This is a genomic window from Nonomuraea sp. NPDC059194, assembly GCF_042754765.1.
In the GTDB taxonomy this organism is placed as follows: domain Bacteria; phylum Actinomycetota; class Actinomycetes; order Streptosporangiales; family Streptosporangiaceae; genus Nonomuraea.
In genome coordinates, this window is record NZ_JBHZBH010000032.1 from 77,886 (window position 1) to 104,068 (window position 26,183).

Here is a 26,183-nt window from a genome sequence, read left to right on the forward strand (position 1 = left end):
ATGTCCGGCACGTGGCACACCCGTATCGACTGATCACATGGCGTGCCTCCACCCCTATGTCCTGACCTACGACGACATCTCGAACGGCGCGGTGAGGAGCGCCGACGGCGACTTTCCCGCGCGCCGTATAGCGCGCGGCCCGCGCCCGTGCGGTATAACCGGGGGCGAACCGGGGAGGCGTGATGCGGGACTCCGACAGGACTCGCTCGGCGGGGCGGGCCGCGGCGCGGGATCTGTTTGAACAGGTACGGCTGCGCTATTTCCACCTTCCCCCCGCCGTCCGCAGGGTGATGCACGTCGGCGTCCTGGTCGGAGCCGTCGGGCTGGCCGCCGCGATGGGCTGGGACCTGTTCAGGACCTTCCTGATCACGCTCGTCCTGCTCGGCTTCGTCGCGCTCACCCTGCGCTTCCCCCGCGCCGCCGCCACCGCCCTCGTGCTGCTGGGCTGGGCGTGCCTGCTGCCGGTGTTCATGGCGCTGTTCGCCGAACGGTCGATGGCGCCCACCTTCCTCATGCTGCTCGCACTCCCCGTCGCCGGGGGCGCGCACCTGATCCGCTGGGTGCCGCCCTGGGTGACCACGCTGATGGCGCTCGTCCCCGCGGGGGCGCTGGCCGCCGCGCTGTCACCCGTCTCCGAGGGCACCGCCGTGTGGGTGGCGTACGGCGCGGCCGCCGCCGTCCTCGTCCACCGCTTCCTCCAGGCCCGCAAGGCCAGGGCCGACCAGGTGGAGCAGCCCGTCAGGGTGCGGGCGCGCGAGACACAGCCCGGCCATCCGCAGCAGGCCGACAGGAACGCCCCGCCGCCGAAGATCTCGGTGGAGGACGCGCTCGCCGAGCTGGAAGGCATGATCGGCCTGGCGCCGGTGAAGGAGCAGGTGCGCTCCATCGCCGCCTCGCTGGAGGCCTCCCGGCTGCGCGCCGAGGCCGGATACCTCTCCGACCGGCCGACCAGGCACTTCGTCTTCGTCGGCCCGCCCGGCACGGGCAAGACCAGCGTCGCCCGCTCCGTCGCCAAGATCTTCTACGCGTTCGGCCTGCTCGAGACGCCCGAGGTGGTCGAGGCGCAGCGGGCCGACCTGGTGGGGGAGTTCCTCGGCGCGACCGCGATCAAGACCAACGAGCTGGTCGACCGGGCCATCGGCGGTGTGCTGTTCGTCGACGAGGCCTACAGCCTCATCAACTCCGCCGAGGGGCAGCCCGACAGGTTCGGCGCGGAAGCCGTACAGACGCTGCTGAAGCGGGCCGAGGACGACCGCGGGCGCCTGATCATCATCCTGGCCGGATACGAGCAGGAGATGACCTCCTTCCTGGCCTCCAACCCCGGCCTGTCGTCCAGGTTCGCCACCAGGGTGCGCTTTCCCAGCTACTCGCCCGCCGAGCTGCTGGAGATCACCGGCCTGCTGCAGCAGCGGCGCGGCGACCGGCTCGCCCCCGAGGCCAGGCCCGCGCTGCTCGGCCTGTTCGAGGATGTCCAGCGCCGCGGGCTGGTCGACGAGCTCGGCAACGCGCGCTTCGTGCGCAGCCTGGTCGAGGCCGCCGCGCAGGCCCGCGACGTGCGGGTGGTGGGCGCGGGCGGCACGCCGACGACCGCGGACCTCACGACCACGACGGTCGCCGACGTCACCAGGGCGTTCAACGAGCTGACCGCCCGCTTCCGCGGCTACGCCGCCACGCCCACGCTGGAGGAGGCGCTGGCCGACCTCGACCGCATGGCCGGGCTCGAACCCGTCAAGCGGCAGGTCCACGCCATCGCCGCCCAGCTCCAGGTGGCCCGCATGCGGCAGGAGCGAGGGCTGCCCACGCCGCCACAGATGCGGCACTTCGTCTTCGTCGGGCCGCCCGGCACGGGCAAGACGACCGTCGCCCGTGTCATCGGCCGCATCTTCGCCGCGCTCGGACTGCTGGCCAGGCCCGACGTGGTCGAGGCGCAGCGCGCCGACCTGGTCGGCCAGCACCTCGGCGCGACCGCGATCAAGACCAACGAGCTGGTCGACAGGGCGCTGGGCGGCGTGCTGTTCATTGACGAGGCCTACAGCCTGGTCAACCCTGGCTACGCGGGCGGCGACGCCTTCGGCGCGGAAGCCGTACAGACACTGTTGAAGCGGGCCGAGGACGACCGCGACAGGCTCGTGGTCGTCCTGGCCGGATACGCGCGGGAGATGGACGGGTTCCTGGCCACCAACCCCGGCCTGGCCAGCCGCTTCAACCAGAAGGTGGCCTTCCCCAGCTACGCGCCGCGCGAACTGGCCGAGATCGCCGTCCTGCTGGCCGAGCGCTCGGGCGACCGTTTCGACGAGGCCGCCCTTGCCGGCCTGGACATGATCTTCGCCCAGGTCTGCGGTGAGCGCCGCATCGACGGGCTGGGCAACGGGCGCTTCGCCCGCTCCCTGTTCGAGCGGGCCGCGCTGCGCAGGGACGTACGGCTGGCCGCGCTGGGCGACACGGCCAGCGAGTCGGAGCTGACCACCATCACCGGCGACGACGTCCACGCCGCCTGGGACGAGCTTTCGGGACGCTGAGCGGACCTGCCTTTGACGCTTCGCCGTCACCCTCTGATCACATGGTGTAGCAAGATGGCTACGATCCGTGGATGTCGGGAGGGGGGACGATGGCGCTGTTCCTGCTGCGCAGGCTGCTCAACCACGTGGTGCTCGTCGTCGTCGCCACCAGCCTGGCCTACCTGCTGGCGGCGGCCGCGCTCGACCCGCGCGCCAACTACGAGGGCCGCAACCCGCCGCTGCCGCCCGCCGTGATCGACGCCAGGCTCGACGAGCTCAACCTCAACCCCGCCACGCCGCTGTTCGAGCGCTACCTCACCTGGGCCGGTGACGTCCTGCACGGCGACTTCGGCAAGACCGTCGACGGCGACTCGGTCGGCCAGGACCTGGCCCGGCGCGCGGGCGTCACGTTCCGGCTGATCATCCTCGGCGTCGTGTTCGGCAGCCTGCTCGGCGTGGCCGTGGGCGCCTATGCGGCCGTCAGGCAGTACGGCTGGTTCGACAGGGTGAGCTCGACGTTGGCGTTCGTCGCGCTGGCCGTGCCGGTCGTCGTGCTGGCCAACATCCTGATCCTGGCCGGAGTGTGGTTCAACGACGCGGTCGTGCGCGTCTTCGAGGTGAGCGGGGAGTTCACCCCCGGACTGCGGGGCGGCCTGCTCGACCACGCCGTCGACCGGGTCAAGCACCTGCTGCTGCCGACGCTCACGCTGTCGCTCCCGCTGATCGCCACCTTCAGCCGCTACCAGCGCAACATGATGCTCGACGTGCTGGGCGCCGACTTCGTCCGCACCGCGATGGCCAAGGGCCTGTCCAGGCGGGCCGCGCTCACCAGGCACGCGCTGCGCACCGCCCTCATCCCCGCCGCCACCTACTTCGCCTTCACCTTCGGCTCGCTGCTGGTGGGCGCCACGATCACAGAGAAGATCTTCGGCTGGCACGGCCTCGGCGAGCAGCTCATCGACTCCATCAACAGGAGCGACGTCAACACCGTCGCCGCCATCGCGTGCCTGACCGCGCTGTCGGTGCTGGCCGCCTCGCTCCTTTCCGACGTGCTGACCGCGGCGCTCGACCCGCGGGTGAGGGTGGCCTGACGGTGAGCATCGCGGACGAGGAGCAGGCCGAGCAGGTCGGCAGGATCAGGGCGCCCTCCAGGGGCAGGGTCGTGGCGGGACGCTTCTTCCGGATGCGGCAGGGACGGCTCGGCTTCGCGCTGCTCGCGCTGATGTTCGCGCTGGCCTTCGCCGGGCCCCACCTGACCTCGTGGACCTACACCGACAAGGACTTCACCGCCTTCCTCCAGCCGCCCTCGGCCCGCCACTACTGGGGCACGCTGCAGACGGGCGCCGACGTCTTCGCCGTGACGCTGCGCGGCATGCAGAAGTCACTGATCGTCGGCCTGCTCGTGGCCGTCGTCGCCACCGCGCTGGCCGCGGTCGTCGGCGCGTTCGCCGGCTACTTCCTCGGCTGGACCGACAGGGTCCTGATGTGGGTGGTCGACCTGCTGCTCGTCCTGCCGGCCTTTCTCATCCTGGCGATCATGTCGCCGCTGTTCGCGGGCGGCGCGTGGCTGCTGTTCGTCCTCATGCTCGCGCTCTTCCTCTGGATGATCACCTCGAAGGTCGTGCGCGGGATGACGGTGTCGCTCAAGGAACGCGAGTTCGTCAGCGCGGCCAGGTACATGGGCGTGCCCGCGCCGACGATCATCTTCAGGCACGTCATCCCCAACCTGTCGTCGCTGCTGATCGTCGACGCCACGCTCAACGTCAGCGCGGCCATCCTCACCGAGACCACGCTGTCCTACTTCGGCTTCGGCATCCAGCCGCCCGACGTCTCGCTGGGCAGCCTGATCGCCGACGGCTCCAAGACGGCCGTGTTCGCGCCGTGGACGTTCTGGTTCGCCGCCGGCCTGCTGATGGTCACCGTCCTGGCGGTCAACCTCATCGGCGACAGCCTGCGCGACGCCTTCGACCCCACCTCCGCGAGGGCCTCATGACGCCGCCCGTCCCCAAGCCCGTGCTCAGGGTCGACGGCCTCCACGTGCGCTTCGGCGACCTGCACGCGGTGCGCGGCGTCGGCTTCGAGGTGGGCGCGGGCGAGGTGCTCGGCATCGTCGGCGAGTCCGGCTCGGGCAAGTCGGTGACGTCGCTTGCCGTGATGGGCCTGCTCCCGGCGCACGCACGCGTGACGGGGTCGGTCACCGTCCACGGCAACGAGCTCCTCGGCGCCAGGGAGCGCACGCTCACCCGCCTGCGCGGCGGGACGATCTCCATGGTCTTCCAGGACCCGCTGTCGGCCCTCACCCCCGTCTACCGGGTGGGCGACCAGATCGCCGAGGCGGTCAGGATCCACCAGAAGGTCACCAGGCAGCAGGCCGAAACCAGGGCCGTCGAACTGCTCGACCTGGTCGGCATCCCCAGCCCGCGCCGCCGGGCCAGGGCGTTCCCGCACGAGTTCTCCGGCGGCATGCGGCAGCGCGCGGTGATCGCGATGGCCATCGCCAACGACCCTGACGTCATCATCTGCGACGAGCCCACGACCGCGCTCGACGTCACCATCCAGGCGCAGGTGCTCGACGTGCTGCAGACCGCGCGGCGGGAGACCGGCGCGGCGATCGTGATGATCACGCACGACCTGGGGGTGGTGGCGGGGCTCGCCGACAGGGTGCTGGTGATGTACGCGGGCCGGGCCGTCGAGGTCGGTACGGTCGACGACGTCTACTACCGCACGCGCATGCCGTACACGATGGGGCTGCTGGCCTCCGTCCCGCGGCTCGACACCGGCGGACGCCAGCCGATGGTGCCGATCGAGGGGCAGCCGCCGTCGGCTGCGGCGCTGCCGCCCGGCTGCCCCTTCCAGCCGCGCTGCCCGCACGCGGTCGAGGCGTGCGCGGACGCCGAGCCCGCGCTTGAGCCCGTCGGCGAGCCAGGACACCTGGCCGCCTGCATCAGGGCACGGGAACTCGCCACCCCCGCCGCGCCCGCCCCTGCCGCGCCCCCGCCCGCTCCCACATCCGCGCCCGCTTCCGTCGGGCCGCGTGGCGGAGGTGAGGTGGTGCTGGAGGTCGACGGCCTGGTCAGGCACTACCCGCTGCTGAAGGGCGCGGTGTTCAGGCGCAGGATCGGCACCGTCCACGCGGTCGACGGCATCACCTTCGACCTGCGCGAAGGCGAGACGCTCGCCCTGGTGGGGGAGTCCGGCTCGGGCAAGACGACCGCGCTCATGCAGATCCTGGAGCTCACCAGACCGCAGCAGGGCCGGATCGTCGTGCTCGGCCGCGACGTGGCGGCCATCGGCGCCCGCGAGCGTGCCGCGATGCGGCGCGACCTGCAGGTCGTCTTCCAGGACCCGCTGGCCTCGCTCGACCCCAGGATGACCGTCCACGATATCCTCGCCGAGCCGCTGCGCACCCACGGCAGGCGCGATCCCGGCCCGCGCGTACGCGAACTGCTGGACCTCGTCGGCCTCGACCCCGCCCACGCGGCCCGCTACCCGCAGGACTTCTCCGGCGGCCAGCGCCAGCGCATCGGCATCGCGCGGGCCCTGGCGCTCGAACCCAGGCTCGTCGTGCTCGACGAGCCCGTCTCCGCGCTGGACGTGTCGATCCAGGCGGGAGTGCTCAACCTGCTGCGCGACCTCAGGCGCAGGCTCGGGCTCTCCTACCTGTTCGTCGCCCACGACCTGGCCGTCGTACGGCACATCGCCGACCGGATCGCCGTGATGTACCTCGGCAGGATCGCCGAGATCGGCGGCGTCGAGCAGGTCTACGGCACGCCGCTGCACCCCTACACCCAGGCGCTGCTGTCGGCCGTCCCGCTGCCCGACCCGCGCAAGGAACGTTCCAGGCGGCGGATCCTGCTCGAAGGCGACCTGCCGAGCCCGGCCAGCCCGCCGTCCGGCTGCCGCTTCCGCACCCGCTGCCCCCTGTTCGCGACCCTCACAGAAGACCAACGGATTCCCTGCGCGACGGTCGAGCCCGAGATCAGGCAGCTCGGCCCCGACCATGGCGTGGCCTGCCACTACGCCCCACAACCCGACTAGGAGGCACACGTGAGAACATCCCGGCTCGTCGCGGTCATGGCCGTGGCAGGTGCGCTGGCCCTGACGGGCTGCGGAAACGGAGACGGCGACACCGCCCTCAGCGGGCCACAGCCGCAGGGGGCCGAGGTCAAGGCCTTCGACGTCAACCTCGCCGCACGCGGCCAGGTCAAGGACGGCGGCACGCTGCGCTGGGGGATCAACCAGTATCCGGCCCAGTGGAACCTCAACCACGTCGACGGCAACCTCGCCCACGTCAAGGTCGTCGTCGACGCGCTGCTGCCCTCGCCGTTCCGCAGCGACCAGAAGGCGGTCATCAGCCCCAACCCCGACTATCTCGTCGGCGCCAAGGTCACCGCCAACGACCCCAAGCAGGCGGTCACGCTGACGCTCAACCCCAAGGCCAAGTGGTCGGACGGCAAGGCCGTCACCTGGCGCGACTACGAGGCCCAGTGGAAGGCGATGAACGGCGGGAACACCGGCTACCGCGTCGCCTCCACCACCGGCTACCAGGACATCCAGTCCGTGGCCAGGGGCAGGGACGACTACGAGGTCGTCATCACCTTCAAGAACGACTTCGGCGACTGGCAGTCGTTGTTCGCCCCGCTGTACCCCAAGTCCACCAACGACTCGGCGCAGGCGTTCAACGCCGCCTGGCTGAACAAGGTCCCGATCAGCGCCGGGCCGTTCAAGTTCCAGGCCTTCGACCAGACCGCCAAGACGATCACCCTCGTGCGCGACCCCGCCTGGTGGGGCGAACCCGCCAAGCTCGACCAGATCATCTTCCGCGCGATGGAGAGCGACTCGCTGGTCGGCGCCTTCACCAACGGCGAGATCGACACCTTTGATATCGGCCCGTCCGCGCCCGACTACGCCAGGTCCAAGGCCACCCAGGGAGCCGTCGTACGGCAGGCGGCCGGCCCCGACTTCCGGCACATCACGATGAACGGCGAGAGCGCCATCCTGTCCGACGTCAACGTGCGCAGAGCCCTCACGATGGCGATCAACAGGCAGGCGATCGCCCAGTCCGACCTGCAGGGCCTCGACTGGCCGATCACGCTGCTTGACAACCACTTCTTCATGAACACCCAGGAGGGCTACCAGAACAACGCGGGCGCGCTGGGCACCTACGACGTGGAGCGGGCCAAGGCGGCACTCGACGCGGCGGGCTGGAAGCTCAAAGGCCAGACGCGCGCCAAGAACGGCAAGGAGATGAACCTGCGGTTCGTCATGCCGTCGGGGTTGCAGCTGACCAAGTCGGAGGGCGAGCTGGTGCAGAACATGCTGATCCAGCTCGGGGTGAAGGTGACGCTGCAGGCGGTGCCCGCCGACGACTTCTTCACGAAGTACATCATTCCTGGCAATTACGACCTCACCGCCTTTTCCTATGTCGGGACCCCGTACCCGGTGTCGAGCGGGTACGGCATCTACGCCAACGCCACGACAGACGCCAAGGGCGTCCGGCAGTGGAACGCGAACCTGGGCCGCATCGGATCTCCCGACATAGACATGGCGATGCAGCGGGCGACGGCCGAGCTGGACGTCGCCAAGGCCCGCCAGTTGACCAACCTGGCCGACCGGCTCATCTGGGACGCGGTGAACGTCGTGCCCCTCTACCAGCGGCCGCAGAACGTCGCCGCCAAGGCGACGCTGGCCAACCTCGGGGCGCGCGGCTTCTACGACCTGCGATACCAGGACATCGGCTTCACCGGCTGACCCGCCTCCCCGCTTCCGTCGTGCCGGACCCCGTGCCACTCCGAGGCACGCCGGGGCGGTTGTGTCGGTGGCGCGGTGTAGAAGTGGACCTGTGAATCTGACCTGGCCCCACGTGCTCGCCTGGCGGTTGCGCCGCCAGTTCGTCGCCGCCGCCGACGGCCCCGGCGCGGTGGAGATCGCCCGCAGGCTCTGCGGCCTGCAGAACCAGGTCGCCTCCTCCACCAGGCAGGCCGTCGCCGTCCGCAGCGCCGTCCCCGACCCCGGCGAGCTCGACCGCGCCCTGTGGCGGGATCGCACGCTGGTCAAGACGTGGATCATGCGCGGCACCCTCCACCTCGTCCCCGCCGAGGAGCTGGCCGACTACTGTTCGGCGCTCAGCACGCTGCGCTTCTGGGAGAAGGGCGCGTGGCAACGCGGCCAAGGCGTCACCGCCGCCGAGACCGAGGCGATCATCGAGGTCGTGCCCAAGGTGCTCGAAGGCGCCCAGCTGACCCGCGAGGAGCTGGTCGACGCCGTCGTCGACGGCACCGGCGACGACCACCTGCGGGAGGCGCTCACGTCGGGCTGGGGCGCGCTGCTCAAACCGCTGGCCCGCCTGGGCGAGCTCTGCTACGGCCCGCCGCGGGAGGGCAGGGTGACCTTCACCTCACCCCGCACGTGGGTGCCGTCCTGGCCCGCCGAGCTCCCGCCCCACGAGGAGGCGGGGGTACGGCTGGCGCGCGCCTTCCTCGCCGCCCACGGCCCCGCCACGCCCGAGATGTTCGACACCTGGCTGTTCGGCGGCGTGGCCAGGAAGGCCGTGCTCAAGGGCTGGTTCCGCGACCTGGCGCCCGAGCTCACCGAGGTCGACGTCGACGGCGTCCCGCTGCTGGCCCTGACCGAGCACCTCGACGACCTCGCGGCCGCCGAGCCGTCGCGTGAGGTCCACCTGCTGCCGGGTTTCGATCAGTACATCCTGGGAGCTCCCCGCAACCTGGAGCCGCTCATCCCGGCCGCGGTCAAGGCGAAGGTGAGCAGGGCCGCGGGCTGGATCTCACCTGTCGTGATCTACCAGGGTCGCGTGGCCGGGGTGTGGGAGGGCAAGAACGGCGAGCCCGTTATGGAGCTGTTCGAGCCCGTCCCCGAGCAGCCGCTCGCCGACGCCGTCGCCAGGCTGCGCGCCGCGACCACTCTGGAGACCGCCTGACGCGCTCGGGCCGGGCGAGCGCCAACGGTTGAGAGCCGCAGGCGGGCGAGGGCTGGGCGCGAGCCGGGGAAAAGGCTGGCCGGTGAGGGATGGGTGACGGTCTGGGAAAGGCTGGCGGCGGGCTGGGTGAGGGCCTGGGCAATGCCCGGCGGGGAGGGCTGGGGGGGTCAGCGGTTGACGAGTCTGAACGACAGGCTGTCGCCGGGCCGGGCCTGGGCGGCGATCGGCAGGTCGGCGGCGGCCACGACGCCGATCACCGGGTAGCCGCCGGTCGGCGGGTGGTCGGCGAGGAAGACGATCGGCTGCCCGCTCGGCGGCACCTGCACCGCGCCCGTCACCACGCCCTCGCTCGGCAGCTCGCCCTGGCGCGCCCACTTCAGCGCGCCGCCGCGCAGCCGTAGGCCGACCCGGTTGCTGTCCTGGCTTACCTCGTACGGCCGCGCACACAGGACGTCCAAGGCGTCCGGCGCGAACCAGTCGTCGCGCGGCCCCGGCAGCACCCGCAGCACCGGCGGCGGGAGCGGCGGCGCGGGGGCGTGGTCCGCGCAGATCGGCGGCAGCGATCTCGTGCCGCCCACGGGCAGCGTCGTGCCCGCCCGCAGGGGAGCGGGCCCGAGCCCCGACAGCGAGTCGGTCGAGCGGCTGCCGAGCACCGGCTCCACGTCGATCCCGCCGCGCACGGCCACGTAGGTGCGCAGGCCCCAGGCGGGCAGGCCGATCCGCAGGTCGGCGCCGGGCGGCAGCCAGAAGGGCGCCCGCATGCCCAGCGCGCCCCCCTCGAACGACGACGCCAGCGGGCAGGGCGCGCCGGTGACGGCGACCCAGGCGCCCGCAGAAAAGCGCAGCCGCGCGCCGCCGAACGTCAGCTCCAGGCCCGCGCTGCCCTCGGGGTTGCCGACCAGGCGGTTGGCCAGGCGCAGACCGGCGGTGTCGGCGGCCCCGGAGCGGGGCACACCCAGGTGGGCGTAACCGGGACGGCCCAGGTCCTGAACGGTCGCGTAAGGGCCGGGGGCGAGCACTTCGATCATGTCGCCTCGAAGCGTACGCGGGTGCCGGGCGGCAGCAGCGACGGCGGGTCGGCGTGGACGTCCCACACCCGCAGCGACGTGCGCCCGAGCAGCCGCCACCCGCCGGGCGAGGCCGTGGGATAGACCGCCGCATACGGCCCGGCGATCGCCACCGACCCGGCGGGCACCGAGGTGCGCGGCGTGGTCAGGCGCGGCACGTGCAGCGCCGGATCGAGCCCGGTCAGGTAGGCGAAGCCGGGCGCGAACCCGAGCCAGCCCACCACCAGCTCTGTGCCCGTGTGCCTGGCGATCACCTCGGGCACCGTCAGCCCGGCCTCGTCCGCGACGGAGGCCAGGTCCTCGCCGTCATAGACGACGGGAATCGTGACGACCTCCGCCGACAGCGCGGGGGAATCGTCGGCGGCCGACGCCAGATCGGCCAGCGCCGCCAGGTGCGCGCGCAGCCTCGACTGCTCGCCCCTGGCCACCACCAGGACCGTCTCGGGCCCCGGCACGATCTCCTCGACGCCCGCGGGCCGTTCGGCCCTCAGCAGCGCGTCCAGCCGGTGGGAGGCCGCCAGCGACCCCGTCTCGACCAGCAGTCCGTGCTCGCCCGCGGTTCTGATCACGCTCATGCGAAGGACTGGATGGCCACCCCGGCCGCCAGCAGCCCATCGCGTACGGCGCGGGCCAGCCGTACCGCGTCGGGGGTGTCGCCGTGGACGCACATCGACCGGGCGCCGACGGACACCACCGATCCGTCGACCGCGATCACCGTGCCCTCCACGGCCATGCGCACCGCCCGCGCGGCCACCTGGTCGGCGTCGTGGATGACCGCGCCCTCCTCGCGCCGCGACACCAGCGTGCCCGACGGCGTGTAGGCGCGGTCGGCGAACGCCTCGGTGACGGTGGGGACGCCCGCCTCGGCCGCGGCGGCGTGCACGAGTGAGCCCGGCAGGGTGAGCACGGGCAGCGTGGCGTCGTAGTCGAGGACCGCGTCGATGAGCGCCGCCGCCTGCACGGGGTCGCGCACCACCCGGTTGTACAGGGCGCCGTGCGGCTTGACGTAGGAGACCCTGCCGCCCATGGCGCGCGCGATGCCGTCGACGGCGGACACCTGGTAGAGCACCTCGGCGCACAGCTCCTCGGGCTCGACGTCCATCTCCCTGCGCCCGAAACCGGCCAGGTCCCGGTAGGAGACCTGGGCCCCGATCGTCACGCCCCTGTCGACGGCGGCGGCGCAGGTGCGCCTGATCGTCACGGGGTCGCCGGCGTGGAAACCGCACGCGACGTTGGCGGAGGTGACGATGTCGAGCAGCGCGAGATCGTCGCCGAGCCGCCAGATCCCGAAGCCTTCTCCGAGGTCAGCGTTGAGGTCGATCACCATAGGTTGACGCTACAGCCCGTCGGGGATGTCCGCGATGTCATCCAGCGCGGACGCCAGCTCCTCGGGATCGGCGCCGATGCGCTCGACGATCTCGATGAGGACGTGGAGTACCTCGTGGCGGTCGTGGCCCAGGTCGAGCAGCCGCTGTGCCGCCTCCCACAGCTGCGGGGGATCGCCCTCCCACAGCCGCGTGGCGATCTCCTCGTGCCAGGCCAGATGCTGCTCGTCGAGCTCGCCGACGTGGTCGATCTCCAGCAGGATGCGCCGGTCGGCCTCGTCGGCGGGGTTGAGCGTGTCGAGGTCGACCTCGCCGTGCCTGCCCTGCAGGATCGGGAACGCGAACACCCGCCTGGCCAGCGCCGACAGGTCGCCGTCTGGCAGCAGCCGCTCCATCAGCGCCATGTCGAGGCCGAAGGAGGCGGGGTCGCGGTAGGCCTCGGGGAAGCGGGCGGTGGCCTCCCACACGCCGTCGAGGGTGGCGGTGATGCCCGGCTCCGGCAGGCCGGTACGGCGGGCGGCGAAGCGCACCCAGGCCGCCAGCACGTGCGGCATCGCCTCCTGCTCGGCGTGGCTCAGCATCACCTTGCGCGGCAGCCACTCCAGCAGGAACGTCTCGCACTTGGTGGGGCTGACCCGCAGCGGCCGGTCGAAGTCCTGCTCGCAGCCGTAGTCGATGATGTGGTCGGCGCACCGCGAGGCGGCCGAGGGATCGGACAGGTGCTCGGCCGCGTCGGAGGCGAGGAACTCGGCGGCCAGCATCGCCCTGCGCTCCCTGCTGTAGGGCGCCTCGCTGTGCAGCGGGGCGGGCCGCTTGCGGCCCGGCGGCAGCGCCTTCAGCCTGGACCTGGCGAAGGCGTGGTAGGCGCTGTAGCTGTCGCTGACCGGCGGCGGGTTCTTGGGCTCGCGGGTGGCGCGCATCGCCGACTCCAGCAACGCCCTGGCCTGCTGCGGCTCGACCTCCTCGAACAGCAGCATCGGGTTGGCCTCGGCCTCCGCGCGGGCCTCGTCGATCAGCTTGTCGACGTGGGAGGAGACCCAGGCGTCGCGCGCCATGCCCGACATGTTGTAGTCGACCACCACGACCAGCGCGTGCCTGTCCTGGGCGTGCGGCGCGGCCGCGCCCTCTTCGTTCCACCGGTAGCCGAAGGTGCAGATCACCGTGTCCTGGTCGCCGTAGGCGTCGCGCGAGACGTAGCAGCCCGTCGGCTTGACCGCGCCGACCCTGTCGGCCCATCCGGGCCTGGCCACGCCCGACTCCATCATCGCCAGCGCCGCGCCCTCCGCCTTGGCGCCCTGGCGGGCGGTGCCCAGATAGGCCAGGCAGATCAGCAGCGTCAGCGACGCGGGCGTGCCCGCCTTGGCCGCGTAGTCGACCAGCCCCTCACCCAGGACCTGCTCGACGTCACCACCCCGCACCCTGCGGCCCCACCAGGCGCCGACCATGTCGGAGACCATCAGCTCGGCGTCGAGGGGACTGCGTACGGCCAGCAGCTCGCGGGCCGCCTGCACCATCTCGGCGAACACGTCGTCCGGCGGAGTGCTCTCCCTTGGGTCTCGTCGGTGTCGGCGCACGCCCTCCACTCTCTCGCATTCCAGGCGGAAACGGTGCGTTTACCAATGAGAAACCGCGTTCGACCGCCTGTCGTCCCGCGACCGTCTCCCGATGCTAGCGGGCCGGACGCGGCGGCGGCGCGGAGTTGACGATGGCGAGCAGGTGCTCGCGGGCGATGCGCTCGACGATGTCAGGCGTCGCTTCTATGCCGAGGTGCTCGGCGCAGGCGAGAGCGTCGGCCACGCAACGGTCGACGGTCTCGATGGGAATCGTCAGGAATTCGGAGGCCAGGCGAAGGCTCACCGGTTCCCGTATGAGTCGAGTGGCCAGTGCGAGCATAGGAGTGAGATTCCTCTGAAGCCACGGGGCAAAACCCCAAGAACGGTCAAGCTGGGGAGTGCTTTCCCATTCCATCGGTTCTCGGGCAGGTGTCAAGCCTCCGAGCCGCCTGTGTTCGCTTCTCGGGACGGCCATTCGTGCGAAGCTGGTCCCATGCGCATCCAGCTCGCCCAGCGGACGGAGGCCGACGAGCTGCTCGGCCGCAGCCCGTTCGCCCTGCTCGTCGGCATGCTGCTCGACCAGCAGATTCCGATGGAGTGGGCCTTCGCGGGTCCCTGCACCATCTCCAGCAGATTGGGCCATGACCTGACGGCCGAGGAGGTGGCGGCCTATGATCCGGAGGCGTTCGCGGCATTGCTCGCCGAGAAGCCGGCCGTTCACCGCTACCCCAAGTCCATGGCCGAGCGGGTGCAGCGGCTGGCCGCCTACCTCGTCGAACACTACGACGGCAGGCCCGAGCAAATGTGGGCGGGCGTCACCGACGGCAAGGAGCTGTTCAGGCGGCTGCAGGACTTGCCTGGGTACGGCAGGCAGAAGGCCCAGATCTTCCTGGCCCTGCTGGGCAAGCAGCTCGGCGTCCAGCCCGACGGATGGCGGGAGGCGGCCGGACTCTACGGTGAGGAAGGGTCGTTCCGCTCCGTGGCCGACGTCGTCGACGGCGAAAGCCTGGAGAAGGTGCGGGCCACCAAACGGGAGGCCAAAAAGGCGGCCAAGGGCAAGTAGCCTGATCTTGCTGCGCACAGTGGAGCGACTTTGACAGGATGCGTTGACCGTATGGCGGCCGGGGCTTCCGTCCGCGCCTGCCCATCGCCGATGATGTACAGCAGAATCCGGTCGCCCGGAGCTGCGCTACACCGAAACACAGTTATGGAGATGTGCCGCGTGGGAGACCCTGGCACGCGACGGAGGTGCCGACCATGAGCGCCGAGACCTCCGTGCCCCGTCCCCGGGAGTCGGGTGTCGACATCTCCGACTCCGGCCTGTTCAAGGGTCTGATGTCGGAGGCGGAGTTCGCTTTCGCCTTCTTCGACCCCGAGGGCCGCTTCGAGCGGGCCAACGAGGTGTTCAGCGATGTCGTCGGCGTGCCCGCCGACCGGTTGCCCGGCCGTACCCCCGCCGAGACCCTCACCGCCGACCTCAGCCAGCTGGTCACGCACGCCGTCCAGGGCGTGGTGGAGAGCGACGGCCCGGTCACCGAGGACCGCGTGCGGGTGCGCTCGGCCGACGGCGAGTCGCGGCACTGGTCGCTGTCGTTCTCGCCGGTCCACGACGAGGAGGGCGAGCTGCGCGCCGTCGCGCTCGTCGGCGCCGACGTCACCGAGAGCCGCCAGACCGAGGAGGCCCTGCGGCGCAGCGAGGAGCGCTACCGCTCGCTCGTCGAGGCGCAGTCGCAGCTGGTGTGGATCACCTCGCCCACCGGGGCGGTCATCGAGGACGCGCCGCAGTGGCGCGCCATCACCGGCCAGGGCCTGGAGGAGTACCTCGCCCACGGCTGGCTCGAGGCCGTTCACCCCGACGAGCGCCAGCACACCGAGGAGGTGTGGAAGGAGGCGCTGCGCGGGCGCACCATGTTCGAGTGGAACTACCGCGTCCGCACCAGGGCCAGCGGCTTCCGCCACTTCGAGGTGCGGGCCGTGCCGATCATCAGGCACGGGCGCGTGGTCGAGTGGGTCGGGGCCAACACCGACGTCACGCCGCAGCGCGAGGCCGAGGAGATGCGCGGCAGGCTGACCGACCAGCTCGGCGCGGCCGCGCTGCGCACGGCCAGGCTCCAGGGCGCCACCGCGATGCTCGCCGAGGCGCTGACGGTCGAGCAGGTGGTGCAGGTCATCATCGACGTCGGCCGTACGGCACTGGCCGCCGACCGCTCGGCGGTGGCGCTGCTCGACCCCGACAGGGCCGTGCTCAAGCTGGTCAACGGCGGCGGCGTGCCCGAGGTGCCGGGCGCCACCGGCGAGGAGGTGCCGCTGTCGCACTCCAGCGTCCTCACCATGGCCGTCAACAGCCGCCGCCCGGTCTTCGCCGAGTCGCCCGAGAGCCTCAAGGCCCAGTTGCTCGACGCCGGAGGCGACGAGGACGTGCTGACGGCCTTCCTGGCCCACAGCGACGAGCGGGCCTGGGTCGGGCTGCCGCTGCTGGCCGCCGGGCGGGCCCTCGGCGCGCTGCGCTTCTCCTTCACCAGGCCGCAGAAGATCTCCCAGGAGGACGGCGTCTTCCTGGAGGCGCTGGCCGGGCAGTGCGCGCTGGCCGTCGAGCGGGCCACGCTCTTCGAGCGCGAGCACCGCACCGCCGAGACGCTGCAGCGCAGCCTGCTGCCCGACCGGCTGCCGGTGATCAAGGGCCTGGTGCTGGCCCAGCGCTTCCGCTCGGGCAGCCGCCACGTGCAGGTAGGCGGCGACTGGTACGACGCGTTCGTGCTGCAGGATGGCAGGGTCGCCGCGGTCGTCGGCGACGTCATGGGCAAGGGCGTCAAGGCCGCGGCCGGCATGGGCCGCATCCGCAACGCCATGCGCGCCCTCGCGCTGACCAACCCGCCGCCCGCGGCCGTGCTGACGGGCCTCGACAGGGTCTTCGACGCCACCGAGGAGGAGGAGCAGGTCACCACGCTGGCGTACATGGTCGTGGAGCCCGGCACCGGCGAGGGCACGCTGGCGCTGGCCGGCCACCCGCCACCCGTCCTCGTCTCGCCGCAGGGCACGGCGAGCCTGTGCGACGCCGAGCCCGGCACGCCGCTCGGCTGGCCGACCTCGCGCCGGCAGTTCAGGTTCGTGGTGCCGCCTGGACACACCGCCGTGCTCTACTCCGACGGCCTGGTGGAGAACCGCAAGCGGGGGCTGGACGCGGGACTCGCGGAACTTTGCGCGGTTGTGACCGAAGCGCCATCTGAAGTCGTGAACAATCCGCACATGCTCCTAGACTTCCTTGTAGATCGGATGTTGTCCGGGTATGAACAGGACGACGACGTCACGGCGCTCGCGATTCACGTTCCCGCGGCCACGAAGAGTGACTGAATGAAACAGTCATAAGGGTTGCTTTCGGGTATCAGTGCACCGCTTCCGTACGCACTACTGTTCCGGTCGGCCTAGGGTGGAGGTCAACCGCCGGGAGGTGGCCGTATGGAGTGCCGGGTCGTGCCAGAATGCTGGATGGTCCGTTTGCGCTCCGCACGGCCGCACCTATCTCCTAGAGAGGCATAGCCCCCCAGCGGGCATCTGGGTCCATTGTCGCCACGCGTTCGTTCGAGAGGTGTTCGTGTCGCCTGCAAGTTCGACTCGCTCGAAGCCATCAGAGCTGAACGAGCCCGTCATTCAGCGACTGCTCGAGCGTGGGCGCTCGCAGGGGTTCCTCGAGTCCGAGGATGTCCGTCAGGCCTTTGAGGAGGCGGACATCCCCATGTCGCAAGCCGCGGGGGTCCTGCGGACGCTCAGCAAAGAGGGCGTCGTCGTCCGGCTGACCGCCGCGGACTCCGCGGCTCCGAAGAAGTCTCGTGGTCCAGCAAAGCGCCGTACCGCTGCCCCCGTCAAGACGAGAACCGCAGCGGCCGCAAAGGAGCAGCAGCCGGAGACCGTGACCGCGGTCGTAGCCGCTGAGGCGGCCTCCGCAGAGGGGCCAGCCGCGAAGAAGGCCGAGCCCGCCAAGAAGGCCGCCCCTGCGGCCAAGAAGGCGGCAGCGCCTGCCAAGAAGGAAGCCAAGCCCGACACGCCCGCCAATGGTCCCGCACCCGCCAAGAAGGCCACCGAGGGCGCCGACGAGGACGACATCGACCTCGAGGGCGACGTCGAGCTCGAGGACCTCGACGACCTGGAAGAGGTCGACGAGGTCGAGGTCGAGGCCGAGGCGGAGACCGAGACCGAGACCGAGACCGAGGAAGAGGCCGAGGAGGAGCCCAAGCCCGAGGTCGTCGCCACCAGCGACGACGAGGTGCTGATCCTGTCCGACGACGACGATGACGCCCCCGTGGCGCAGGTCGCCGCCGCGGGCGCCACGGCCGACCCCGTCAAGGACTATCTCAAGCAGATCGGCAAGGTCCCCCTGCTCAACGCCGAGCAGGAGGTCGAGCTGGCCAAGCGCATCGAGGCCGGTCTGTTCGCCGAGGAGCAGCTCGGCGGCGACGAGGTCGACAAGCTGCCGGTCGACGTCAGGGCCGAGCTCGAGTGGATCGCCGAAGACGGCCGCAGGGCCAAGAACCACCTGCTGGAGGCCAACCTCCGCCTGGTGGTCTCGCTGGCCAAGCGCTACACCGGCCGCGGCATGCTGTTCCTGGACCTGATCCAGGAGGGCAACCTCGGTCTGATCCGCGCGGTCGAGAAGTTCGACTACACCAAGGGCTACAAGTTCTCCACCTACGCCACGTGGTGGATCCGCCAGGCGATCACCCGCGCCATGGCGGACCAGGCGAGGACCATCCGCATCCCCGTCCACATGGTCGAAGTGATCAACAAGCTGGCCAGGGTCCAGCGGCAGATGCTGCAGGACCTCGGCCGCGAGCCCACGCCCGAGGAGCTGGCCCGCGAGCTGGACATGACGCCCGAGAAGGTCGTCGAGGTCCAGAAGTACGGCCGCGAGCCCATCTCGCTGCACACCCCCCTCGGTGAGGAGGGCGACAGCGAGTTCGGCGACCTCATCGAAGACTCCGAGGCCATCGTTCCGGCCGACGCCGTCAGCTTCACGCTGCTGCAGGAGCAGCTCCACTCCGTTCTCGACACGCTGTCGGAGCGGGAGGCGGGCGTCGTGTCGATGCGGTTCGGCCTCACCGACGGGCAGCCGAAGACGCTGGACGAGATCGGCAAGGTCTACGGGGTGACGCGCGAGCGCATCCGGCAGATCGAGTCGAAGACGATGTCCAAGCTTCGTCACCCGTCACGTTCGCAGGTTCTGCGCGACTACCTCGACTAGGTGTCGCGACGAAACAGGGGTGCGGCCCGGATCGGGCCCCACCCCTGTTTCTCTTTCCGCCTTGTTTCTCATTCCGGCCTGTTTCTTGATCCGGCGGTTCGACACGCCGGGGCCGGTGCCGCGAGCGGAAGTCTCCTGCGGACCGCCGGTCCGCGTCCGCCGCTGATCAGAGGTCTCCTGAAGAGCCCCGGTCCTGGCCCGCCGCCGCGCCGCCCGGATCTCCTGACCTGGGACCTCGGCTCCCTGACCTCGGCGCCCCTGGAGGCCACCCTGCGGTCCGTTCCGCGTCTCGGCGGCTTGGCGGCTTGGCGGAATCGGCCGGGGATCGAGCACCCTGCACGGCTCAGCCGCCTCCCGGCGCGCCGCTCAGCCGAGCCCAGGCCGTCTGCTTCTCAGGGGCGGGCCGTCACCCGTGCTCAGTGCCCGTCACCTGAGCTCAGGTGACGTCACCCGAGCTCAGGTGACGTCCACGTCGATCCGGCCAGGAGCGAGCCGTACGGCGTAGCCCAGCTCGTCCAGAACCTTCGCCAGCTCGTCCGGCGTCGAGGGATCGGCGGCGCTCTCCAGCAGCCTTCTGGCGATCTCACCACGGGTCGCCTTGGCCATGTGGCTGACGACCTTGCCGTCCTTCAGCACCCGCACCGCCACCCCGCGCGCCCCCGCCTTCCATGCGCCCGCGTACGTGGCCGAGCGCATGTCGACGGCCAGCCCCGCGAGCCGGTCGAGCTCCTTGGTGACCAGCGGCCGCCAGAACGCCGCCAGAGCGCCCATCGGCGGCAGGCTCACCCCCATGGACAGCCGGTACGGCGGCACGCGGTCGGTGATCCGCAGCACGCCCCACAAACCCGAGAAGATCACGACGGACTCCTCCGCCCTGGCCCTGGCCTGCTCGTCCATCCTGGACAGGCCGAGGTTGTCGTACAGGACGCCGGTGTAGAGCTCGGCGGCGGGCAGCGTGGCGGCCGTCTTGAGCGCCAGGTTCTTGTCCAGCTCGGCGGCCTGGCCGGGGCTGAGGCCGAGCACGTCGAGGGCGTCGCGGCGCCTGGAGGCCTTGACGAGGGCGTTCACCACGCGGGTGCGCGGCCTGGCGAGGGTAGGGAAGGACAGGTCGCCAACCGCGGGACCGGTGCCGTGGGCGGCCTTGCCTTCGGACGGCGGGAGCAGAATGAGCACGGGTACGGTTTACCACCTGGGCGGCTGACGTGCGACGTTGCGTGTCCCAGCCGGAGTCCCGCTGGAGCGGCGTGCTTGGACGGGCCGGTGGCGGCGACCACGGTGGGCGCGGCTGCAATGCCAGGAAACTCAAGAGTGAAGGGCATGGCCCCTCACGGTGGCGCGCTGCGCGCGCTCGGGTTCGGGACTGTTCTTCCCAGGGGCTTTCCAGCCCCTTCGACCCCGGCCTGGGCCGCTCGGACGACCAAACGCCAGATCACGATTGGAGACCGGCGCGAATCTTGGCCGGACACAGCAACGAAGCTCCTGCTAGGACGGCGATTGTCGAGATCGTTTCACCTGGCAAGGAGCTTCGTTGGCTGCTCATGCCGTCATATCGCGCGGCCGGGCTACACCGGTGTGCTGGCCCAGCTGATCGACGGGCTGGCCGGGCCATTCGCGTGCCGCGCTCTGGTGCAGCCCCTCGTCCACGACGCCAGCCAAACTACGTGTCCGGCCCGGCCCCTTTTCGCCCGGCTGCTGGAACGGGTGGCCTCGCCACTGACCACCGGCCGCGCTGCCTGGTCGCACGTGGGTGATCTGCTGTCGGTGGCCTGGGACGGCCCCACGATCGCAGTGCCGGCCAGCCCGGCCAACCTCACCCGCTACGACCGCCCCACCGGCGGCCGCACCAACCAACCGCCCAAAAGTTCCTGACATCGGGCCTGGCTGTGCTTGCCGTACAGGATGACGGCGGCTTGGATGCGGGGGTGGGTCGTGCCGGATGAGGGCAGCTTCGGCGGCTGGCGCGTCGTCCTGGATGACGGCGGCTCGGGGGCGGGGCGTGCCGTACCGGATGACGGGCGCGGGCGCGCCGCACCGGACGGTGCGGCGGGTGGCTCGGGTGCTTGGGCCGGATCCGATCAGCTGGGCGCTACGCTGCGCGGATGGATATCGACCTGCTGGTGGACAAGGCCTGGCCGGCGCTCGAACGCGTCGAGCTGGACGGGTGGACGCTCCGCCATGCCGAAGGGGTGACCAAGCGGGCCAATTCGGTGCTGGTCACGGGCGACCCAGCCGATCTTGACGACGCGATCGACGCCGCGGAGGCGTTCTACGCCGCCAGGGGCCTGCCGTCCGTCTTCTCGCTGGGGCAGGGTGCGGCGGGCCTGGACCCGGTGCTGGAGGCGCGCGGCTACCGCCTGGTCGACCCCGTGCTGGCCATGGTGTCGCACGCGGCGCCTAGCCCTGTCACGCACCAGGTGCGCATCCAGGACACTCCGTGGCAAGGCTGGCTGGAATCGTGGTGGGCGGTCGACGGCCGCTACGGCGACGGCCTCGAGGTGGCCGCGAAGATCTGCTCGGGTGTGCCCGCCTGGTACGCCGCGGTGGAGGAGGACGGCGTGGCGCTGGCCGTCGGCAGGGGCGTGCCCCAGGGTGACACGCTGGGCGTCTACTGCATGGCGACGCTCCCGCGGGCGCGCCGCCGCGGCCTGGCGCGCAGTGTCCTCAGAGCGCTGGTACGGCACGCGGGCCTGGCCTCGGTCTACCTGGTGGTGCAGGCCGACAACACGGCGGCCGGGGAGTTCTACCGCAGCGAGGGATTCGCCGACCGTGGCGGCTACCACTACCGGGTCAAATGACACGCAGCCAGCGACCACTACCCGGGTCACATGCCAACGCAGGCAGCGGCCACGCTCACCGGGTCACACGCCAGCGCAGGCAGCGACCGCACTCACCGGGTCACACGCCAGCGCAGGCAGCGACCGCACTCCCCGGTCACACGCCAACGGCAGCGACCGCACTCCCCGGTCACACGCCAACGCAGGCAGCGGCCATACTTCCCGGGTCACATGACAGCGCAGGCGGCGGACCCGGGAACACCGGGCCGCCGCCTGCGCTTCATGCCATATGGGGTTATGTCATCAAGACGAACGCCTGGTCAGCGCTCGTCGGTGGATGCGATGGAAGGGGTTTCGCTGAGCCGAGCCGACTCGTCCAGGATTTCGGCGCCCTTCTCGCGCAACACGGCCACGTGCTGACGCCCGTGGTGGGCGCAGAACAGCAGCTCCCCGCCCACGGGCAGGGTCGCGCGAATGTAGGCCTGGGCGCCGCAACGGTCGCAACGGTCGAGGGCCGTCAGCGGCTTAACGGGGGCGAGAGCTCCAGTCACGTATCGCCTTTCGGGTCACCCCCGCCGAAGCGAGGATCGGGCGTCAGTCACTTGAGACAACATCTAACCGGACCTGGACGTTCCCAATCACCGCCTCGCTACGCCCAGAGCGGAATATGGCGGAAGGTAACGCCGAACGCGCCGTTGGTAACGCCAAACCTGACCTGATGGCAAGCTTGTACGCGCAGGCACGGGAAGAACGGTAAGCTACGCACACGTGTTCGATGCTTGACCAGAGGAGCTGGAGTGACGGTAGCGGAGGCGGGTTACACAGCTCGTCACCTGTCGGTGCTTGAGGGCCTCGAGGCGGTCCGCAAGCGCCCTGGGATGTACATCGGGTCCACCGACAGCCGCGGGCTCATGCACTGCCTCTGGGAGATCGTGGACAACGGCGTCGACGAGGCGCTGGCCGGCCACTGCACCCGCATCGAGGTGGAGCTCCACGCCGACGGCTCGATCGAGGTCCGTGACGACGGCCGCGGCATCCCGGTCGACGTCGAGCCCAAGTCGGGTTTGGCGGGCGTCGAGCTCGTCTACACCAAGCTCCACGCGGGCGGAAAGTTCGGCGGCGGCTCCTACGGCGCCTCCGGCGGCCTGCACGGCGTCGGCGCCTCCGTGGTCAACGCGCTGTCCTCCCGCCTCGACGTCGAGGTCGACCGCGACGGCCAGATCCACCTGATCAGCTTCAGGCGCGGCGTGCCCGGCGTGTTCGACGGCGAGGGCCCGACCGCCAAGTTCAAGAAGAAGTCGGGCCTGCGCGACGGCGGCAAGCTGGCCAAGCGCGTCACGGGCACCCGCGTCCGCTTCTGGGCCGACAAGCAGATCTTCCTGCCCGACGCCGAGGTCTCGATCGACGAGATCCACGTACGGCTGCGCCAGACGGCCTTCCTCGTGCCGGGGCTCACGCTCGTCCTCATCCATGAGGGCAAGACCGAGGAGTTCCGCTTCGACGGCGGCATCTCCGAGTTCACCGAGTTCCTTGCCCGCGACGAGGCCGTCTGCGAGGTCCTGCGCATGCAGGGCGTCGGCCACTTCCACGAGACCGTGCCGGTCCTCGACGACCAGGGCCACATGACGCCGACGGAGGTCCAGCGCGAGCTCACCGTCGACGTGGCGATCCGCTGGGGCAAGGGCTACGACTCGACCGTCCGCTCCTTCGTCAACGTCATCGCCACCCCCAAGGGCGGCACCCACATTACGGGGTTCGAGCGCGGCCTGGTCCGCACCCTCAACGAGCTGCTGCGCGAGACGAGGCTGCTGAAGAACGGCGACGACCCCGTCACCAAGGAAGACATCCTCGAGGGCCTGACCGGCGTGGTGACGGTCCGCGTGCCAGAGCCGCAGTTCGAGGGCCAGACCAAGGAGGTCCTCGGCACCTCGGCGGCCACCCGCATCGTCTCCCACGTCGTCTCGCGTGAGCTCAAGGAGCTGTTCGCCAACCCGCCGCGCGGCTTCAAGCAGCAGTTGCGGGCCGTGCTGGAGAAGATCGTCGCAGCGGCCAAGGCGCGCATCGCGGCCCGCGAGCACCGCGACAACCAGCGGCGCAAGAGCGCCCTGGAAAACTCCGCGCTGCCCGCCAAGCTCGTCGACTGCCGCAGCGACGACGTGGACCGCAGCGAGCTGTTCATCGTCGAGGGCGACTCCGCGCTCGGCACCGCCAAGCTGGCCCGCGACTCGGAGTTCCAGGCGCTGCTGCCGATCCGCGGCAAGATCCTCAACGTGCAGAAGGCCTCCGTGGCCGACATGCTGAAGAACACCGAGTGCGCCGCGATCATCCAGGTCGTGGGGGCCGGCTCGGGTCGCAGCTTCGACCTCGACGCGGCCCGCTACGGTAAGATCATTCTGATGGCCGACGCCGACGTCGACGGCGCGCACATCCGCTGCCTCCTGCTGACCCTCTTCCACCGCTACATGCGGCCGATGGTCGAGGCGGGGCGCGTCTTCGCCGCGGTCCCGCCGCTGCACCGCATCGAGCTGACCAACCCGGGGCGCGGGCAGGACAAATACATCTACTGCTACTCCGACGCCGAGCTGCACAAGGTGCTGCGGGATCTTGAACGGCGCGGCAAGCGCTGGAAGGACCCGGTGCAGCGCTACAAGGGTCTGGGCGAGATGGACGCCGACCAGCTGGCCGAGACCACGATGGACCCGCGCCACCGGATCCTGCGCCGAGTGCGCATCGAGGACGCCGAGGCGGGCGAGCGCATCTTCGACCTTCTGATGGGCAGCGATGTGGCCCCGCGCAGGGAGTTCATCGTGAGCAGCGCGGCTGAGGTCGATCGCGACCACATCGACGCGTAACGGCACGGCCGGTCGAGCTCCTGGCGCCCCTCGTCGCCGGCCTGCCAACGCTCTTGTTACGCGACCAAGACGGCCAGCCGGGTGGTACGGCCGGGGCGCCGGACGTCGCATGCGTGTCTTGCGACTGGTGGGGGTGCCGTCGTCCTGTGCACCTTGCGACCCCTGGGGTGACTGGTTGGGGTGCAGGGCGTCTCCGGCGCGACCGTGTGATCAGCCGGGCGTAACGGCTGGGGGCTGGGTGTCTACCGGGTGTCCTTGCGACCCGTGGAGTGGCCGGGTGGGGGCCAGACGTCGTCCTGTGCGCCTTGTGACCCCTGGGGTGACCGGCGGGGGCGCTGGGCGTCTCCGGCGCGACCGTGTGATCAGCCGGGCGTAACGGCAGGGGTGCTGGGCGTCTACTGGGTGTCCTTGCGGCCCGTGGAGTGGCCGGGTGGGGCGCGAGACGTCGTCCTGTGCGCCTTGCGACCCCTGGGGTGACCGGCTGGGACGCTGGGCGTCCCGGTGCGGCCTTGTGATCAGGCGGGGGTGGCGGCTGGCGACACCAGGCGTCTCCCCTGCGACCTTGCGATCAGCGGGTGACCGGCTGGGGTGCTGGGTGTGTTTCCTGGGTGTCTCAGCCGGGCGTGACGGCTGGGGACACTGGGCGCCGCCGCGTGCGCCTAGGATCTTCGCCGAGCGCGAGGGCGGTGCCATCCCGGACGGCAGGCAGGCGGCTGGTCCGCCGCAACTGGCGAAGCGGTCAGTTGCAGGCCGTCCGGCAGGGTAGCGCCCGGTTCGCGGGACCGGAGCTCACTGCTTGAGCGGCTGGTTGAAGCGCAGCAGGTTGCCGGAGGGATCGCGGAAGGCGCAGTCGCGGACGCCGTACGGCTGGTCGACCGGCTCCTGCAGCACCTCGCCACCCGCGGCGCGGATGCGCTCGAAGGTGGCGTCGCAGTCGGCGGTCGTGAAGATGGCGCCGCGCAGCAGGCCCTTCGCCAGCAGTTCCGCCATGGCCTCCTTGTCGGCGGGCGAGGCGTTCGGGTCCGCGACGGGCGGTTCGAGCACGATGTTCACGTCAGGCTGCGACGGCGAGCCGACGCTCACCCAGCGCATCCCCTCGAACCGGACGTCGTCGCGCACCTCGAGGCCGAGAACGTCCCGGTAGAAGGCGAGCGCCTTGTCGTGGTCGTCGACGGCGATGAAGCACGCTGAAAGCTTGATGTCCATGCGTTCCACGCTACGGTCGGGGCGCGGGTTTCGCTTCTCGATTCCTGACCGGCCGCGTGTGGATCTTGGCGAGGCAGGCAGGGATGGCGGCGCCCTCGTCATGGCGGCGGGCCCGGTACGAGCTCGGGCTCTCGCCGACCAGCTCGGTGAACCGCGAGCTGAACGACCCCAGCGAGGTGCAGCCGACCGCGAAGCAGACCTCCGTCACCGTCAGGTCTCCCCGCCGCAGCAGCGCCTTGGCTCGCTCGATCCGGCGCGTCATCAGGTAGCTGTACGGCGTCTCCCCGAAGGCGGCGCGAAAGCTGCGGGAGAAATGGCCCGGTGACATCAGGGCGACGCGCGCCAGCGCCGGAACGTCGAGCGGCTTGGCGTAGTCGCGGTCCATCAGGTCACGGGCCCGGCGCAGCCGGACGAGGTCCTCCAACCTCACGCGACCAGCATCTCACAGCGCCAGGCGCCGGGCTGCTCGGAGCACATAGCGCCGAGGACATGATCCGTCGACTGCCGCGGGCCGCACCCGCGGCGACGCCCATGCACGGGACCAGCCGCCTGAAGCTCGACCGGCCAACGGAGTGCCAGTGCGGTGTCCACGAACCTTCGCCGAGTCAGTGGGGGTCGTCAACCTCGGCACTTCCGAGCACTAGATGAATGAGTCCAAGGCATAGCTGCGGAGATAGGGCGAGGGCGCCCATCCTCAGTGTGTGACGACCGAACTGGACACCCTCGCAACCGCAC

The 26,183-nt window shown here is 70.9% G+C and carries 21 protein-coding genes; 12 read left to right on the forward strand and 9 right to left on the reverse strand.

What is annotated here, in order from left to right:
- Positions 1–182 precede the first annotated feature (182 nt).
- The 6 genes from ACFXJ8_RS31800 to ACFXJ8_RS31825 all read left to right on the forward strand — a co-directional run bounded on the left by ACFXJ8_RS31800 (position 183) and on the right by ACFXJ8_RS31825 (position 9,435).
- Entirely contained in the window at positions 183–2,519 is a 2,337-nt protein-coding gene (locus ACFXJ8_RS31800; protein WP_379647676.1) for an AAA family ATPase, read from the forward strand.
- A gap of 89 nt (positions 2,520–2,608) precedes the next feature.
- A complete protein-coding gene (locus ACFXJ8_RS31805; protein ID WP_379647694.1) occupies positions 2,609–3,589 on the forward strand; it encodes an ABC transporter permease in 981 nt (326 codons plus the stop codon).
- Between the two features lie 2 nt (positions 3,590–3,591).
- Positions 3,592–4,491, forward strand: a complete 900-nt coding sequence (locus ACFXJ8_RS31810; protein ID WP_379647677.1) for an ABC transporter permease — start codon at positions 3,592–3,594, stop codon at positions 4,489–4,491.
- Positions 4,488–6,536: a dipeptide ABC transporter ATP-binding protein gene (locus tag ACFXJ8_RS31815; protein ID WP_379647678.1), complete on the forward strand. Its 2,049-nt coding sequence runs from the start codon at positions 4,488–4,490 to the stop codon at positions 6,534–6,536. The genes ACFXJ8_RS31810 and ACFXJ8_RS31815 overlap by 4 nt, the downstream gene beginning before the upstream one ends.
- A 9-nt stretch (positions 6,537–6,545) precedes the next feature.
- Positions 6,546–8,249: an ABC transporter family substrate-binding protein gene (locus ACFXJ8_RS31820; protein WP_379647679.1), complete on the forward strand. Its 1,704-nt coding sequence runs from the start codon at positions 6,546–6,548 to the stop codon at positions 8,247–8,249.
- A gap of 91 nt (positions 8,250–8,340) precedes the next feature.
- Entirely contained in the window at positions 8,341–9,435 is a 1,095-nt protein-coding gene (locus ACFXJ8_RS31825; protein ID WP_379647680.1) for a winged helix DNA-binding domain-containing protein, read from the forward strand.
- 167 nt (positions 9,436–9,602) lie between these two features.
- Here the strand turns inward: ACFXJ8_RS31825 and ACFXJ8_RS31830 are convergent, their stop codons facing one another.
- The 5 genes from ACFXJ8_RS31830 to ACFXJ8_RS31850 all read right to left on the reverse strand — a co-directional run bounded on the left by ACFXJ8_RS31830 (position 9,603) and on the right by ACFXJ8_RS31850 (position 13,684).
- On the reverse strand, positions 9,603–10,463 hold the full coding sequence (locus tag ACFXJ8_RS31830; protein WP_379647681.1) for a biotin-dependent carboxyltransferase family protein: 861 nt from the start codon (positions 10,461–10,463) through the stop codon (positions 9,603–9,605).
- Positions 10,460–11,077 (reverse strand): allophanate hydrolase subunit 1, encoded by a 618-nt coding sequence (locus ACFXJ8_RS31835; RefSeq protein ID WP_379647682.1) that lies wholly within the window; start codon positions 11,075–11,077, stop codon positions 10,460–10,462. Before ACFXJ8_RS31835 ends, ACFXJ8_RS31830 begins: the two co-directional genes overlap by 4 nt.
- Positions 11,074–11,829 carry a LamB/YcsF family protein gene (locus tag ACFXJ8_RS31840; protein ID WP_379647683.1) on the reverse strand — a complete coding sequence of 252 codons (756 nt, stop codon included), beginning with the start codon at positions 11,827–11,829 and terminating at the stop codon, positions 11,074–11,076. The genes ACFXJ8_RS31835 and ACFXJ8_RS31840 overlap by 4 nt, the downstream gene beginning before the upstream one ends.
- Positions 11,830–11,838: 9 nt before the next feature.
- Positions 11,839–13,341 carry a hypothetical protein gene (locus ACFXJ8_RS31845; protein ID WP_379647695.1) on the reverse strand — a complete coding sequence of 501 codons (1,503 nt, stop codon included), beginning with the start codon at positions 13,339–13,341 and terminating at the stop codon, positions 11,839–11,841.
- Positions 13,342–13,495: 154 nt separating this feature from the next.
- Positions 13,496–13,684: a hypothetical protein gene (locus tag ACFXJ8_RS31850; RefSeq protein WP_379647684.1), complete on the reverse strand. Its 189-nt coding sequence runs from the start codon at positions 13,682–13,684 to the stop codon at positions 13,496–13,498.
- A gap of 189 nt (positions 13,685–13,873) precedes the next feature.
- On the opposite strand from ACFXJ8_RS31850, the gene ACFXJ8_RS31855 reads away from it, so the two are divergent.
- From ACFXJ8_RS31855 to ACFXJ8_RS31865, 3 genes are all read left to right on the forward strand, one after another.
- Positions 13,874–14,443: an HhH-GPD-type base excision DNA repair protein gene (locus ACFXJ8_RS31855; protein WP_379647685.1), complete on the forward strand. Its 570-nt coding sequence runs from the start codon at positions 13,874–13,876 to the stop codon at positions 14,441–14,443.
- Positions 14,444–14,637: 194 nt separating this feature from the next.
- Entirely contained in the window at positions 14,638–16,731 is a 2,094-nt protein-coding gene (locus ACFXJ8_RS31860) for a SpoIIE family protein phosphatase (RefSeq protein ID WP_379647686.1), read from the forward strand.
- 241 nt (positions 16,732–16,972) lie between these two features.
- Positions 16,973–18,616, forward strand: coding sequence for an RNA polymerase sigma factor (locus ACFXJ8_RS31865; protein WP_379647687.1), 1,644 nt, complete (start codon positions 16,973–16,975; stop codon positions 18,614–18,616).
- 456 nt (positions 18,617–19,072) lie between these two features.
- Here ACFXJ8_RS31865 and ACFXJ8_RS31870 read toward each other — a convergent pair whose 3' ends face one another.
- On the reverse strand, positions 19,073–19,789 hold the full coding sequence (locus tag ACFXJ8_RS31870) for a YaaA family protein (RefSeq protein WP_379647688.1): 717 nt from the start codon (positions 19,787–19,789) through the stop codon (positions 19,073–19,075).
- Positions 19,790–20,188: 399 nt separating this feature from the next.
- On the opposite strand from ACFXJ8_RS31870, the gene ACFXJ8_RS31875 reads away from it, so the two are divergent.
- Together ACFXJ8_RS31875 and ACFXJ8_RS31880 are read left to right on the forward strand one after the other, a co-directional pair.
- On the forward strand, positions 20,189–20,485 hold the full coding sequence (locus ACFXJ8_RS31875; protein ID WP_379647689.1) for a hypothetical protein: 297 nt from the start codon (positions 20,189–20,191) through the stop codon (positions 20,483–20,485).
- Positions 20,486–20,715: 230 nt separating this feature from the next.
- Complete coding sequence (locus ACFXJ8_RS31880; protein ID WP_379647690.1) at positions 20,716–21,411, forward strand: GNAT family N-acetyltransferase; 696 nt, start codon at positions 20,716–20,718, stop codon at positions 21,409–21,411.
- Positions 21,412–21,710: 299 nt separating this feature from the next.
- Here ACFXJ8_RS31880 and ACFXJ8_RS31885 read toward each other — a convergent pair whose 3' ends face one another.
- Positions 21,711–21,941, reverse strand: coding sequence for a hypothetical protein (locus ACFXJ8_RS31885; RefSeq protein WP_379647691.1), 231 nt, complete (start codon positions 21,939–21,941; stop codon positions 21,711–21,713).
- A gap of 228 nt (positions 21,942–22,169) precedes the next feature.
- Here ACFXJ8_RS31885 and ACFXJ8_RS31890 point away from each other — a divergent pair, with 228 nt between their 5' ends.
- Positions 22,170–24,242 carry a type IIA DNA topoisomerase subunit B gene (locus tag ACFXJ8_RS31890; protein WP_379647692.1) on the forward strand — a complete coding sequence of 691 codons (2,073 nt, stop codon included), beginning with the start codon at positions 22,170–22,172 and terminating at the stop codon, positions 24,240–24,242.
- Between the two features lie 789 nt (positions 24,243–25,031).
- Here the strand turns inward: ACFXJ8_RS31890 and ACFXJ8_RS31895 are convergent.
- Entirely contained in the window at positions 25,032–25,448 is a 417-nt protein-coding gene (locus ACFXJ8_RS31895) for a VOC family protein (protein WP_379647693.1), read from the reverse strand.
- A 10-nt stretch (positions 25,449–25,458) separates the two neighbouring features.
- Positions 25,459–25,833, reverse strand: coding sequence for a helix-turn-helix transcriptional regulator (locus ACFXJ8_RS31900; protein WP_379647696.1), 375 nt, complete (start codon positions 25,831–25,833; stop codon positions 25,459–25,461).
- Positions 25,834–26,183: the final 350 nt, after the last annotated feature.

Excerpts from the sequence above, each read along its gene's own strand:
- ACFXJ8_RS31800 (WP_379647676.1), top strand. The coding sequence starts at position 183 with ATGCGGGACTCCGACAGGACTCGCTCGGCGGGGCGGGCCGCGGCGCGG.
- ACFXJ8_RS31805 (WP_379647694.1), top strand. The coding sequence starts at position 2,609 with ATGGCGCTGTTCCTGCTGCGCAGGCTGCTCAACCACGTGGTGCTCGTC.
- ACFXJ8_RS31815 (WP_379647678.1), top strand. The coding sequence starts at position 4,488 with ATGACGCCGCCCGTCCCCAAGCCCGTGCTCAGGGTCGACGGCCTCCAC.
- ACFXJ8_RS31830 (WP_379647681.1), bottom strand. The coding sequence starts at position 10,463 with ATGATCGAAGTGCTCGCCCCCGGCCCTTACGCGACCGTTCAGGACCTG.
- ACFXJ8_RS31835 (WP_379647682.1), bottom strand. The coding sequence starts at position 11,077 with ATGAGCGTGATCAGAACCGCGGGCGAGCACGGACTGCTGGTCGAGACG.
- ACFXJ8_RS31840 (WP_379647683.1), bottom strand. The coding sequence starts at position 11,829 with ATGGTGATCGACCTCAACGCTGACCTCGGAGAAGGCTTCGGGATCTGG.
- ACFXJ8_RS31845 (WP_379647695.1), bottom strand. The coding sequence starts at position 13,341 with ATGGTGCAGGCGGCCCGCGAGCTGCTGGCCGTACGCAGTCCCCTCGAC.
- ACFXJ8_RS31855 (WP_379647685.1), top strand. The coding sequence starts at position 13,874 with ATGCGCATCCAGCTCGCCCAGCGGACGGAGGCCGACGAGCTGCTCGGC.
- ACFXJ8_RS31860 (WP_379647686.1), top strand. The coding sequence starts at position 14,638 with ATGAGCGCCGAGACCTCCGTGCCCCGTCCCCGGGAGTCGGGTGTCGAC.
- ACFXJ8_RS31880 (WP_379647690.1), top strand. The coding sequence starts at position 20,716 with ATGGATATCGACCTGCTGGTGGACAAGGCCTGGCCGGCGCTCGAACGC.
- ACFXJ8_RS31895 (WP_379647693.1), bottom strand. The coding sequence starts at position 25,448 with ATGGACATCAAGCTTTCAGCGTGCTTCATCGCCGTCGACGACCACGAC.
- ACFXJ8_RS31900 (WP_379647696.1), bottom strand. The coding sequence starts at position 25,833 with ATGGACCGCGACTACGCCAAGCCGCTCGACGTTCCGGCGCTGGCGCGC.